This window comes from Microbacterium sp., from assembly GCF_017305435.1.
In the GTDB taxonomy this organism is placed as follows: domain Bacteria; phylum Actinomycetota; class Actinomycetes; order Actinomycetales; family Microbacteriaceae; genus Microbacterium.
In genome coordinates this window covers 136,018-148,757 of sequence record NZ_JAFKIP010000005.1, presented here as the reverse complement: position 1 = coordinate 148,757, position 12,740 = coordinate 136,018, and the positions used below count along the sequence as shown (strand labels likewise).

General features: G+C 68.7%; 9 protein-coding genes. 3 read left to right on the top strand and 6 right to left on the bottom strand.

The annotated features are described in order from the left end of the window. The 4 genes from J0I43_RS09200 to J0I43_RS09185 all read right to left on the bottom strand — a co-directional run bounded on the left by J0I43_RS09200 (position 1) and on the right by J0I43_RS09185 (position 6,759). Positions 1-1,632, bottom strand: coding sequence for a fucose isomerase (locus J0I43_RS09200; RefSeq protein WP_292862387.1), 1,632 nt, complete (start codon positions 1,630-1,632; stop codon positions 1-3). After that, positions 1,629-4,166 (bottom strand): GH116 family glycosyl-hydrolase, encoded by a 2,538-nt coding sequence (locus J0I43_RS09195; protein WP_292862384.1) that lies wholly within the window; start codon positions 4,164-4,166, stop codon positions 1,629-1,631. The genes J0I43_RS09200 and J0I43_RS09195 overlap by 4 nt, the downstream gene beginning before the upstream one ends. Continuing rightward, entirely contained in the window at positions 4,163-5,653 is a 1,491-nt protein-coding gene (locus tag J0I43_RS09190; protein WP_292862381.1) for an FGGY family carbohydrate kinase, read from the bottom strand. Before J0I43_RS09190 ends, J0I43_RS09195 begins: the two co-directional genes overlap by 4 nt. Positions 5,654-5,769: 116 nt before the next feature. Further along, positions 5,770-6,759, bottom strand: coding sequence for a LacI family DNA-binding transcriptional regulator (locus J0I43_RS09185; RefSeq protein ID WP_292862378.1), 990 nt, complete (start codon positions 6,757-6,759; stop codon positions 5,770-5,772). Between the two features lie 168 nt (positions 6,760-6,927). On the opposite strand from J0I43_RS09185, the gene J0I43_RS09180 reads away from it, so the two are divergent. Genes J0I43_RS09180 through J0I43_RS09170 form a run of 3 tightly spaced genes read left to right on the top strand, consistent with a single transcriptional unit; the run spans position 6,928 to position 10,844 of the window. Next, positions 6,928-8,070, top strand: a complete 1,143-nt coding sequence (locus tag J0I43_RS09180) for a glycoside hydrolase family 172 protein (RefSeq protein ID WP_292862375.1) — start codon at positions 6,928-6,930, stop codon at positions 8,068-8,070. A 9-nt stretch (positions 8,071-8,079) separates the two neighbouring features. Next, positions 8,080-9,723 carry a hypothetical protein gene (locus J0I43_RS09175; protein WP_292862372.1) on the top strand — a complete coding sequence of 548 codons (1,644 nt, stop codon included), beginning with the start codon at positions 8,080-8,082 and terminating at the stop codon, positions 9,721-9,723. Continuing rightward, positions 9,720-10,844 carry a Gfo/Idh/MocA family oxidoreductase gene (locus J0I43_RS09170; RefSeq protein WP_292862369.1) on the top strand — a complete coding sequence of 375 codons (1,125 nt, stop codon included), beginning with the start codon at positions 9,720-9,722 and terminating at the stop codon, positions 10,842-10,844. Before J0I43_RS09175 ends, J0I43_RS09170 begins: the two co-directional genes overlap by 4 nt. Before the next feature lie 34 nt (positions 10,845-10,878). Here the strand turns inward: J0I43_RS09170 and J0I43_RS09165 are convergent, their stop codons facing one another. Continuing rightward, complete coding sequence (locus J0I43_RS09165; RefSeq protein ID WP_292862366.1) at positions 10,879-11,766, bottom strand: carbohydrate ABC transporter permease; 888 nt, start codon at positions 11,764-11,766, stop codon at positions 10,879-10,881. Next, a complete protein-coding gene (locus tag J0I43_RS09160; protein WP_292862363.1) occupies positions 11,766-12,728 on the bottom strand; it encodes a carbohydrate ABC transporter permease in 963 nt (320 codons plus the stop codon). The genes J0I43_RS09165 and J0I43_RS09160 overlap by 1 nt, the downstream gene beginning before the upstream one ends. Positions 12,729-12,740 lie beyond the last annotated feature (12 nt).

Below are 12,740 nucleotides of genomic sequence, written 5' to 3'. Positions count from 1 at the left end.
TCAGGCGTTGACGGTACCGGTGAGGTTGACCTTGATGCCGATGCGGTCGAACATCGCGGCCTTCGCGACGAGGGCCTTGTCGGCGGTCGCGGCATCCGGCGCGTAGACGACCTGCGCGTGGTTCGCCTTGTGGCGTGCCATGAACTGGTCGCGCGTGATCCCGTGGAGCACGACGTGCGCGATCGGCCACTCGGGGTTGGTGGCGTTCTTCCGGCGCTGCGTCTCGTCGGAGGGGAGCTCGACGACCGTCCCGCGGAAGACGTCGGCCTGGAGGATGCCGTCCTCGATGAACACGCGCGAGAGCACCACCTCGCCCGGCTTCGAGACACCGTTGATCGTGGCGCCGCCGGCGGGGAAGAAGACGTGCCCCTGTCGCCAGCCCTCGGCCTTCTCCCAACCGCCGAGGTGCGAGGCGGGCACGGAGCCCGAGATCTCGTAGACCCAGACGAACTGCCCGTCGTAGTCCTCGCCCCACCTCACGTCGTGCAGGGTGTTGTCGGGGACGAGGCCCATGGCCGTCCACACCCGATCGGTGATCAGCGCGTCGACCGCGACACCCTCGTCGACCTCGTTGAAGTGCGGGAACGCGCGGCCCGCGTGCAGCTCGCGCTTGCCGTCGCGCGAGAACACCGGCGGCCGCTCGGTCGAGTTGAGGATGCCTTCGGCGAGGTCGGATGCCGGGACCACGTCCTTCAGGCCCTGCTGATACTGGATGCCGACGGCATCCAGTCCGAAATCGTCCGCCAGACGCAGCGCCGCGATGTACATCTTCAGCTGCCACTGCACCTGCTCGCGGGTGAGCTCGGTCGCGGCATCCTCGCCGTAGACGAAGGTCATACCGTGACCGATGAGCCAGTCGTACGCCGCGTTCGCGTCGTCCTCGGAGACCGTGAGCATCTCCGCGTACAGCGCCGACTGCGAGAGGCGCTCCTTATAGATGCCGAGCGGGTTCAGCAGTTCGTCATCGAAGATCGCGTTGTACATGCCCATGCAGCCTTCATCGAAGACGCCGATGATCGCCTTGTCGGCGAGCAGCTGATCGCCGAGCGCCTCGCCGAGGGTCTTCTCGGGCGAGTCGGGCAGCGCGGGGAGCGGACGCACGTGCGATGCGTCGTGTGTGATCGTGCCGGTCTCAGTCCACTCCTTCAGTCCCGCGCGGAACCACTCGTCGGTGAAATCGACCGACCAGATCGTCGAGTAGTCCTTGCCCATCTTCGTCAGGCTCGCGTTGAGGTTCAGCAGACCCACGAGGCCTGGCCAGTCCGGCGCGAAGTTCGCGACCGTCAGGATGGGGCCGGTGTGGGTGCGCAGGCCTGCCAACACGTGGTGCGAGTACTGCCAGTTCGCCGTCGCGACCACCAGCGGCGCGTCGGTCGGGATCTTCTTGAATACCTCGAGACCCATGCGCTGACTCGAGATGTAGCCGTGCCCGGTGGCGGGGTCGACATCGAACGGGCGGATGACCGCCCAGCCCAGCGCCTCGAACGCGCGCGTCACCGCGGCTTCCAGGTCGCGCTGCACCGGCCAGCCGGCGACGTTCGCCGACTCGCGCAGGTCGCCCGAGGTGATCAGGTAGAGCGTCTTCGGCTCCGTCGCCGGGCGCAGGGTGGGGGTGGGGAGGATGTAGGTCATGGTGTCTCCTGTGGTGTGAGGTCGAGATGCCCGGTCAGAGTGTCGCCCGCGCGAAGAAGGCGCGGTCCGGATGCCGTGTGCCCCCGGAGGAGCAGCCGTTCGAGGTCGAGTTCGCCGCCGTCGAGCCGCAGTTCGATCGCATCGCCGGTGACCGTGACGCGGCCCCAGCCGGTGCCGGTGGTGAACAGGTGGCGGCCATCGGCGGGCGGATCGAAGGAGAGGCAGCGCTCGGCGGCATCCCACTGCGCGCCGCTGAAGGCGAGCAGCAGCCCCCACGAGGCGAGCGAGCGCGCGTAGTGGTTGCCGCACTCGATCTCGTTCCACGGGTTGCGCACCGTGCCGTCGTAGCGGGCGCGCAGGATGCGTTCCACGCGCAGGGCCTCGTCGGTGAGTCCGGCGAACGCGAGCGTCGTCGCGACCTGGTGCTCGATGCCGGTCCACACCTCATCCGAGTAGACGAACGGGATCGCAGGCTGACCGCCGCGGGGCCAGGAGGCCAGCAGCAGTCCCCCTTCGTCGTTCAGCGCATACACCCGCTGCAGGTTCTCGTGCCCCGTGAGGTCCTCGCGCAGGTTGTGGCGCACGATCGCCTCGAGCGCGCTGCGCAGGTGCTCTCGCGGCAGCAGGTCACCCAGACCGTTCAGGTAGGCGTGAAACTGGCCGAGCAGCTGATCGGAGAGGATGCCGTCGCCGTACTGGTACCGGTGCGCATCGACGTCGTCGATCACCTGACGGTAGTACTCGCCGTTGAACAGCACGGCATCCATCGCACCAGCCGCGCGGTCGGCGCGCGCCGACCAGTCCGCGGCACGCTCGGCTTCGCCCAGGTGCTCAGCCATGCGCGCCCCAGCGCGCAACGCCGCGAGGAACACCGAGTTCGCCAATGGATCGATGCCGTGGAACTCGATGTCGTACGTGTTGTGGAGCTCGCCGTCGAGCAGCCCGTCGCCGTCGCGGTCCCATTCCCGGATCGCGTGGTCGAGCGTGCGGACGGCAGCGGGCCACAGCTCCCTCAGGAACGCGTCATCGCCGGAGAACCGCCACTCGCGATGCAGTCGCAGGAAGGTGCCGAGCTGCCCGTCGACGGCCGGCGTCATGAACCAGGCCGGGCCGTCGAAGACGCGGTTGCTGCGGAACTTCTGCGCACCGTCGGTGTCGGTCTCGAGCAGGAACTCGATGCGCCGGGCGCTGCGCTCCAGCTGCGGGAACAGCCACGCGAGGGTCTGCGCATACGACCATACGTGCGTGCAGGTGCCCTCGCAGGAGCCCCCGTGCTCGAACGAGCCCTCCCACGCGGCGAAGACGGGACCCGCACCCACCGCGGAGGTCGGCGACTCGACGACGAATCCCGTCGTCGATCGCGCCGCGGCGATGTTCGCGCCGACCGCGTCGGCGATGACCGGGTCGAGCGTGCCGCCGTAGAGCGCCTCGACGAAGGCGATCGTGGCCGCCTCGAGCTGCGGCATCCTCTCGTGCAGGTCGCTCGCCGCCGTCCAGGCATCCGGCCAGATCGTGGAGTAGTGGTTACGCACGACCTCGTCCTTGTGCGGATCGGCGAAGACGATGTGCCCGAGCCACCCGCGACGCCGGTTCGGGAAGCTCCAGCTCAGCACGAACTCGAACTCTCGGCACTCGCCCGGGGCCAGCTCGTGGACGATGCCGAGCGTTCCGGTGCGCAGGCGCGGCAGCCTGTCGAACAGCTCGGCCTCGGTCATCGGCGCAGCCGATCCCGCGTCGGCGAACAAGCCGCGCGGGCGATCTTCGAGCGTCAGGTGCGGCTCGGGTTCGAGCAGACCGTCGGCGACGAAGTCGTTCCAGAACAGCCGGGCGCCGTCCGGCCAGAAGCCGACTGCCCACTGCGGCTTGACGGTGGTCGAGGCGTCGGTGGTGGTGAGGCTCATCGTGCCGTACCCGAAGTCGTCCTCGGGCAGGTCGATGCCGAAGTCCAGCCCCCGGACGCGGCCCTCCTCGCGCCAGGCCACCCGCTGCGCAGCACGCGTGCCGAAGGGGCCCTCGCCGCGTCCCGCCGTGTGCGTCAGCGACCCCGCGATGGTCACGGCGACCGGCACGTCGCCCGGGTTGGTCACGGAGTAGCGCAGGACGGCGGCGGGGATGCCGGAGTCATCCGCATCGAGCGGGACGAGCGGCGTGAACGCGCGCAGCGACACGTCGACGGGCAAGACGTCATCGGTGAAGTCGATGTCGACGACGGGATACTCGCCGTGCATCGTCGCGCCGGCGAGTCGCGGCAGTCCTGCGAGCCGGTCGAACGGGTAGCCCGCGTCTGCGTCGTGGCGGCCGGTCATGCGCGCTTCCAGCACGCGCGCGACCCCGTCGCGGCCGGCGGGTCGAGCGTGGATCGCGAAGAACGAGTACGGGTTGAACCGGCCCTTGTCGGGCAGGTTCTCGAGTTCCCAGTCGCGTAGCTCGCCGCGGGCGCCGAGCGAGACGTTGCCGGTGCCGATGCCTCCGAGGAGGAAGGCGGCCGGTTCGGAGGTGTGCGGGATGCCGCGGGCGCGGCGCGGGGTCGTCATACGGACTCCTTCTGCAGGACGGCCAGGTCGTGGGCCAGCGTCTTCGTGGCCTCGTACAGTTCGAGGTAGCGCGCGAACTGCGCGTCGTACCGCGCCGCGACCGTGGGGTCGGGCGTCACGGTGCGTGCGATCGGGTTCCAGTCAGTGATGCGCACTTCGCCATCCGCCCGTGCGGCGGCGGCGAGGAATGCCGCCCCGTAGCTTGCGCCGATCGTGGCGGCCGGCACCTCCTGCACGAGCCCCGTGATGTCGGAGACGATCTGCAGCCAGAGGTCGCCCTGTGTCCCGCCGCCGACGGCGACGATGCGGCGGATGTCGGCGCCCGCGGCGCGCATCGTCTCCACGTTGTGGCGAACCCCCATCGCGGTCGCCTCCAGCGCGGCCCGGTACAGATGCCCGCGACCGTGCGTCAGAGTGAGCCCCGCGATCACCCCGCGCGCGTCCGGGTCGAGGATCGGGGTGCGCTCACCGGCGAAGTAGGGCAGCATCACGAGCCCGTTCGCGCCGGGGCCCGCCGCGGCCGCCTCCGCGAGCAGCGCGGGGTAGTCCGCACCCGTGAGGTCCTTCAGCCACGTCGTCAGCGCGCCGCTGGTGGCGAGCCCGCCCGCCAGGTTGCGGGTGCCGGGGAAGGCTCCGACCGTCGTCCACATCGACGGCGTGCGGAGGGTCTCCTCCCCCGTCGCGACGAGGAACATCGTGGTCCCGTACATCAGCATGAGGTCGCCGAACTCGTGCGCGCCGACGCTGACCGCCTCGGACCACGCGTCGATCGTGCCCGTGATGACGGGTGTGCCCGCCGGGATGCCGGTGCGTGCGGCAGCGGCATCCGTCACCTCGCCGGCGACGTCGCCCGCCCAGCGCAGCTGCGGCGCCTCCAGGCCGCGCGCGTAGCGCTCCCACAGCGGCACGTCCCACGCCTCGGCCTCGACGTCGTAGAGGGGGCTCATCTGGCTCGCCGACTGGTGATCGAGCGCGTATGCGCCCGTGAGCCGCCGTACGAGCCAGGATGCCGGCATGAACAGGCGCCGCGCCCGCGCGTACGCGTCCGGCTCCTCCTCGGCGATCCAGACGACCTTCGGCCCACCGGCCTGCGAGGTCAGCCGCGAACCGCCGACGCGGACGACCTCGTCTTCGCCGAGGTCCTCCGTCATCCGCTCGCCCTGCCGGGTCGCACGGGTGTCGACGCCATAGAGGATCGCCGGGCGCACCGGCTCGTCGGTCGCATCCGTAAGCAGCACGCACGGGCCCATCCCGCTCACACCGACGGCCGCGACAGCGGCATCCGGGACCGCCTCCCGCAGCTCCTGCGCGATCGAGACGAACTCGTCCCACCACACCGCGGCATCCATCTCGACCCAGCCCGCGTGCGGACGCTGGACGTCGTGCGCGCGGGTCGCCGACGCGAGGATGCGGCCGTCGCCGTCGACCAGCACGCCCTTGGTGCTGGAGGTGCCGACATCGACACCGAGCGTGCAGGCCACCGCCATGCGTCCTCCTTGATCGCGATTCCCGTTCACTGTAGACGAAATCGATTTCATGAGCAACCGAAGGAAATCGCTTCCATCGTGAAAGGAGGATGAAACCCGGCTGAAAGCGCTCGGCCTCAGCGCTCGCTGGAGACGCGAGCCGGCTGGACCTCATTGCGCAGCACGATGGTGCGGGCAGGCTGGTCGTCGCCGCCGATCCGCTCCAGCAGCATCTTCGCCGCCGTCACGCCCATGTGCCGAGCGGGGAGCCGGACGACCGTCACCGCCGACGGCGACAGCGTCGTGAACGGCAGCGAGCCCACGACGGCGACGCCGAAGCGCGGCGGCGTCAGTCCGTGCTCGGTGAGGACCTGGATGGCCCCGACCCCGAGCAGGTTGTTGGCGGCGACCACGGCGTCGGGCGGCTCGGGCAGCGCGAGCAGCTCCTCCATGACCTGACGCCCACCGTCGACCCGGAACGTCGAGTACCGCAGGAGCTCGTCGGGGTCCGCGTCGGCGAAGTTCCGCAGGATCACCGAGCGCCAGCCGGCGGCGCGCTCCTGGGCCGTCTCGATCTCCTGCGGGCCCGTGATGCAGGCGATCCGGCGGTACCCGGCCTGAACGAGATTCTCCGTGGCTGCCTGTCCTGCCGGGCGATTCGACATCATGACCCCGTCGATGTCGTACCCGGTGCCACGGTCGACCGCGACGACCGGGCGGCCCGTGGCCAGCAGCGCGTCGAGGTTGGTGTGATCGCTGGAGGCCGCGAGGATGACGCCCGCCATGTGCTCGGAGATCGCGATCTGCAGGTAGGTGGCCTCCTTAGCGATCTGCGAGTCGGAGTTGCAGAGGACGACGGAGTATCCCGCTTCGGATGCCACGTCCTCGACACCGCGCGCCATCTCGGTGAAGTACGGGTTCTCGATGTCGGGGATCACGAGCGCGATCACCTCGGACGCCTGGCGCCGAAGGGTTCGGGCGGTGCGGTTCGGCGTGAACTTGAGCTCGGCCGCCGCCGTTCGCACCGCCTCGGCACGCTCGGCGGAGACGCCCATGCCGTTGAACACGCGGGACACGGTGGCAGGCGAGACACCCGCCAGCTTCGCGACCTCGTAGATCGTCGCCATGGGTGCTCCTCGTTGCGCCGGCGCGCGTTGACATCCGTCGTGATGCCACCATACAGTGAAGCAGTCCATGGTGAAATCGATTCCACCGATGACATGACTGCAGATGAGTCCGCCGGCGCCGCGCGACCGACGCCGTGGACCATCCGACCGCCACGAGGAAGTGCCCCGATGTCTGCTCCCCTGCCCTCCCCTGACCTCTCGTCGATCGCCGCACTGCGCCGCGGAATCCAGACCCGCTCCATCTCGCCGGAGAACTTCGACGGCGCGGTGGGCGGAGGCGGCCGCGCAACCGAAGGCACCGGCGCATCGTGCGCACGTGATCTCGGCCCGGGCTGGAAGATCTCCCCGAGTGTCGACATCAAGGCGGGTGAGACCTTCGACCTCGCGAACATCTCGGGCGCCGGCAAGATCACGCACATCTGGATCACCACGCACACCGACAACTGGCGCACTCTCGTGCTGCGCGCCTACTGGGACGGCGCCGAGGAGCCCGCCGTCGAGGTGCCCTACGGCGACTTCTTCTGCAACGGCTGGGGTGTCTTCGCGCAGGTCAACTCCCAGGTGATCGCGGCCAATCCGCACGGCGGCTTCAATTCCTACTGGCCGATGCCGTTCCGCGAGGGTGCGCGCCTCACGATCGAGAACACGTCCGTGGTCGATGTGCGCATCTACTTCCAGGTGACGTACGAGATCGGCGGCGATTACTCGAACGACGGCTACTTCCATGCGCAGTGGCGCCGGTCGAACCCGCTCGACGAACTCGTCCCGCACACGATCCTCGAAGGCATCGAAGGCGCCGGGCAGTACGTCGGCACGTATATCGCCTGGGGGGTGAACGCCAACGGATGGTGGGGTGAAGGCGAGATCAAGTTCTACCTCGATGACGACACCGACTACCCGACGATCTGCGGCACCGGAACCGAGGACTACTTCGGCGGGGCCTGGAACTTCGACATCCCCGGACAGGGGTACACCGACTTCTCGACGCCGTACCTCGGGATGCCGCAGGTCATCCGCCCGGATGGCCTCTACGTCTCGCAGCAGCGTTTCGGCATGTACCGGTGGCACCTGCTCGACCCCATCTTCTTCACCACGGGGCTGCCGAAGGTCGACATCCAGGCCCTCGGCTGGCGATCGGGGTGGCGCTACCTGCCGCTGCGCGACGACATCGCCTCGACCGCCATGTTCTACCTCGACCGGCCGACCGCCCGCCTCCCGAAGGCACCCAGCGCCGACGACATGGAGGTCCACCTAGGGACCGCTCCGGTTCCCGACATCGGCGCAACGCCGCCGCGGGCCCCTCAGGACTGAGCTCGGCCGGTGAGACCGACACTCGCCGTCGACGGCGCCCCGGTGAGCCTCGACACCGGACCGCTCCGGCTCCGCATCGCCCACGTCGATCAGGCGAACACCGTGCTCACCGCGAGCGACGGAGACCTCTGGCCCTCCACGTGGGCCGATGACGATGCGCTCTACACGGCGGCCGGAGACGGCACCGGCTTCGCGCGCCACGGATGGAGCGACATCCTCGTGCACCGGATCGACGGGATGCCCGAGACGGGTCTCACGGGCGAGCGGCTCAGCGACGGCGACGCCGTCGCGCCGATCTGGGATCCCCCGCGCTGCAACCGCAAACCCACCGGCATGATCGCCGTCGACGGCAACGGCGACGGCCGCGATGAGCTGTACCTCGCGGTGCAGGATCTGCGTTGCGGGGAGGGCCCGGACACGTTCAACGAAGCGCCGACCGCGACGATCGTGCGCTCCGACGACGGCGGCCGCACGTGGGCGTGGGGCGCACAGCCGATGTTTCCCGACCACGTCTTCACGACGATCATGTTCCTCGACCTCGGCCGCTCGGGTGGACGCGGCGACTGGGTGTACGCGTACGGGATCGACGGCAACTGGCGCACCTCGTTCTCGCGCATCGTCGCGGACCCCACGTGCCTGTACCTCGGTCGAGCCCCCGCGCGCGCCGTGCTCGACCGATCCCAATGGGAGTTCCTCGCTGGGTGGACACCTGACGGCGCGCCCGTGTGGTCGTCCGACATCTCAGCCAAGATCCCGGTGCTCGTCGACGAGCGTCGCTTCTACCCCACCCCCGCGTTCGGGATGGGCGCGCACGACTTCACGTGCATCGCGCAAGGATCGGTCGTGTGGAACCCCGGGCTGGGGCGCTATCTCTATTCGACGTGGAGCGAGTACACCTTCGAGTTCTTCGAAGCACCGGCGCCGTGGGGGCCGTGGCGGCACCTGCACAGCCATGACTTCGGGCATTTCCCGTGGCATGGCCCGCGCTCTCCCCTCGCCAAGCACGGCGGATACGCGCCGACGATCCCCTCGAAGTTCATCTCTCCCGATGGCACGTCGATGTGGCTGCAGAGCAACTGGTTCGTCCCGGCATCCACTCGCGGAGGTCGTGCGTACTGCTTCGGGCTGCGGCGGGTCGTGTTCGATCCTGGAACTGATGCCGTGACCCCCGGGTCACGCGCGAACCTCGCGCTCGACGGCGCGTCACCGGTGGTCTCGCGCGTGCGCGAAGGGCAGGAGATCGTCCTCAACGACGGCCGTCGTGACATCGCCGAGGACTCGGCGTTCGGGCCGGGCAGCGGGGAGGATGTCTGGGGCTACGAGTGGGCATCACCCCGACGGATGTCGCGGGTGGTGTACGTCCCGGGCCCTCAGGATTCGCTCGGCGGCTGGTTCGCCGACGGCCCTCGGCTCGAGGCGCGCATCGACGGCACGTGGGTGGAAGTCTCCGCGGAGCCGGCCCCTCCCTATCGCAACGACTACGCGGCGCTGGAGGAGGAGGAGTACGTCTTCCGCTTCGCGCCCGTCATCGCCGACGGCATCCGCATCATCGGCACCGCCGGCGGCCCGATGCGCTTCACCTCGATCGCGGAGCTCGAGGTGTGGGACGACACGGCCCGACGGGCCGGCGCGCCCGGGACGAAGGACGAATGATCGACGTGCTCGTGGTCGGAGCGGGCTTCGGCCGCGACTTCCTGCACCTCTACCAGCTGCACCCCGACGTGGACCGGGTCGGGCTCGTCGAACCCGACGGGGGTGTGCGCCGCACCGTCGCCGACGCCTACGGCCTCGACGCCGACTACGCCGGACTCGACGAGGCGCTCGCGACCGGACGATGGGATGCCGTCCACCTGCTGTCGCCGGTGCGTTTCCACGTGGAGCAGACTCTCTCCGTGCTGGCGAGCGGCCGCGCGTGCGCGAGCGCCGTCCCGATGGCAACGAGCCTCGACGACGTCGATCGGGTCGTGGAGGGTGCCGCTGCGGCATCCGGGCGATACATGATGATGGAGACGGCGCTCTACCAGCGTGAATACCTGCACGCTCTGCATCTGCGCGACACCGGCGCCCTCGGTCGGCTCACCTACCTCAGCGGCGCGCACATGCAGGACCTCGACGGATTCCCCCCGTATTGGATGGGCTATGCGCCGATGCAGTACGCGACCCACATCGTGGCGCCGCTGCTCGGCCTGGCCGACGCGGTCGCGGACTCGGTCGTGTGCGTGGGCTCGGGCGAGCTGCTGCCGCAGCACCGCGGCGACGGGAGCAATCCCTTCCCCCTCGAGTCGGCGCTCTTCCAGCTGACGACCCCGTCGCCGTTGGCGGCGCAGGTGACGCTGTCGTTCTTCGAGAACGCCCGGGCCTACACCGAGGGCTTCAACGTGTACGGAGACCTCGGCGCCCTGGAGTGGCCCTCGATCGAGGGCGACGCCACCGTCCTGTTCACCGCCGGTCCGCAGGACGGTCGGCACCGGGGCCGCCCGATCGAGCGTCGAGAGATCGAGCCGCCCGACCGCGTCGACGCTTTGCCACCCACTATCCGCCCATATACGCGCCCCAGCATGTATCAGCCGCCCGGTGGCCGGCCTGCGCGAGAGGTGCACGCGTGGCACGGCGGCTCGCACCCGCATCTCGTGCACGAGTTCGTGTCGTCGGTGGTCGAGGGGCGCGAGCCGTCCGTCGGTGCGCGGCGCGCAGCGTCCATCACCGCCCCGGGCATCGTCGCGCACGAGTCGTCTCTGCGCGGCGGGCTCAAGCTCGAGGTGCCGCGGTACTGACGCAGAGGGGCTCCGCGACCGTGAAGCGCACGACCTACTTGAGCCCCGCCATCTTGATGTTCCCGATGATCTGGCGCTGGAAGATCAGGAACAGGATGATCACCGGTGCCGCCGCCAATACCGAGCCCGCCATGAGCAGACCCAGCTCGGTGCTGCGTTCGGAGCGGAAGGTCGCGAGGTACTGCTGGACGACGAAGCGCTCGGGCGTGGTGATCGTGAGGATCGGCCACACGTAGGAGTTCCAGTACGCGAGGAATGCCGTGATGCCCATGACCACGAACGGTGGCTTGGACAGGGGCAGGAACAGCCGCACGAAGATCTGGAACCGGCCGCAGCCATCGAGCATGGCGGCTTCCTCGAGGCTCGCCGGGATCGACAGATAGAACTGGCGGATGAAGAAGATCATGCCCGCGCTCGCCGCCCCGGGAATGACGAGCACCGCGAGAGTGTCGAGCATCGAGAGTTTGGTCACGACGATGAAGCTCGTCAGAAGGATCGTCATGCCGGGGATGAACATCGTCGTGATGACGATGACCCAGAGTGTGCGCTTGAAGCGGAAGTCGAGCCGGGCGAACGCGTAGGCGGCGCACGAGTTCACCGTCAAGGCGAGAACCGTGAAGAGGACCGCGCCGCCGAAGGTCCATGCCATGGTCCGCAGGAAGTCCGGGTCGCTGAGGATCTGCGCGTAGTTCTCCCACTTCCACACCTCGGGGAAGAACTGGAACGGCGTCTTGAGCACCTCGGTCTTGGTCTTGAATCCCGCGACGACCATCCATGCGAGGGGGAACAGTGCGGCGAGGAGGAAGACGATTCCGGCGATCGCCTTGCCGATCGCGAACGCCCACCAACGCCCGTCCCGCTGCACCTTGCGGTGCTCGATCTTCATGGGCTTCGCGCCCGCGGTGGAGGTCACGACGGCCATCAGTCGACCAGCCTCTCGGAGTTGACGAAACGGAAGACGAGGGCCGACACGGTGCCCAGGACGACGAAGAGCAGCAACGCTGCCGCAATGGAGTAGCCCACGCTGATGTCGTTGCGGAAGTGGTTGAAGATGAAGAGGTTCGGCAACGTCGTCGAGTCCAACGGACCGCCCTGCGTCATGACGAGCGGCAGCTCGAACTGCTGGATCGCGGCGACGAAACCCGTGATCAGGAGGTACAGCAGGATGTTCTTCATCTGCGGCAGGGTGATGTAGAAGGTCTTCTGCCACCAGTTGGCACCCTCCATCGCCGCCGCCTCGTAGAACTCCGTCGGGATGTCCACCATCGCGGCGACCATGATCAGCGAGGTGAGACCCATTCCGAGCCAGACGGCCGGCACCGCGATCGCCACCAGGGCCCACGCGGGGTCGCCGAGCCAGGCGATGGGATCGATCCCGAACATTCCGAGGACCGCGTTCAGGAGGCCGCCCGAGTAGTCGTAGATCAGCACGAAGATGATCGACGTGATGACGCCCGAGATGATCGTCGGGATGTAGATGCTCACCTTCAGTACCCCGGCGAAGTGGCGGGAGACGCTCACTACGAGACTCGCGAAGAAGAAGGCGAGGACGAGCATGATCGGCACGGTCATCAGCACGAACTGGAACCCGCGAACGATCGCCGCCCAGAAGAGCGGATCAGTCAGGACGTTGACGAAGTTCCGGAACCCGACGAACTGCGGATCCTTGTAGAAGCTCCAGTCCTGGAAAGACAGGAACCCGGCGTAGACCGCCGGCCAGATCACGAAGACTCCGAGCAGGGCGACGGCGGGCGCCAGCATCAGATACGCCATCTTCGTATCGCGATAGCGCGCGCGGTTCATCGCTCTGCGGCGAAGCTTGTCATCGGGAAGCGTCAGGAGCTCGGTGAGTCCGCGCTCACCGACGGTCTGAGTCGTCGTCATCGTTACCTCGCG

Excerpts from the sequence above, each read along its gene's own strand:
- J0I43_RS09200 (WP_292862387.1), bottom strand. The coding sequence starts at position 1,632 with ATGACCTACATCCTCCCCACCCCCACCCTGCGCCCGGCGACGGAGCCG.
- J0I43_RS09195 (WP_292862384.1), bottom strand. The coding sequence starts at position 4,166 with ATGACGACCCCGCGCCGCGCCCGCGGCATCCCGCACACCTCCGAACCG.
- J0I43_RS09190 (WP_292862381.1), bottom strand. The coding sequence starts at position 5,653 with ATGGCGGTGGCCTGCACGCTCGGTGTCGATGTCGGCACCTCCAGCACC.
- J0I43_RS09185 (WP_292862378.1), bottom strand. The coding sequence starts at position 6,759 with ATGGCGACGATCTACGAGGTCGCGAAGCTGGCGGGTGTCTCGCCTGCC.
- J0I43_RS09180 (WP_292862375.1), top strand. The coding sequence starts at position 6,928 with ATGTCTGCTCCCCTGCCCTCCCCTGACCTCTCGTCGATCGCCGCACTG.
- J0I43_RS09170 (WP_292862369.1), top strand. The coding sequence starts at position 9,720 with ATGATCGACGTGCTCGTGGTCGGAGCGGGCTTCGGCCGCGACTTCCTG.
- J0I43_RS09165 (WP_292862366.1), bottom strand. The coding sequence starts at position 11,766 with ATGGCCGTCGTGACCTCCACCGCGGGCGCGAAGCCCATGAAGATCGAG.
- J0I43_RS09160 (WP_292862363.1), bottom strand. The coding sequence starts at position 12,728 with ATGACGACGACTCAGACCGTCGGTGAGCGCGGACTCACCGAGCTCCTG.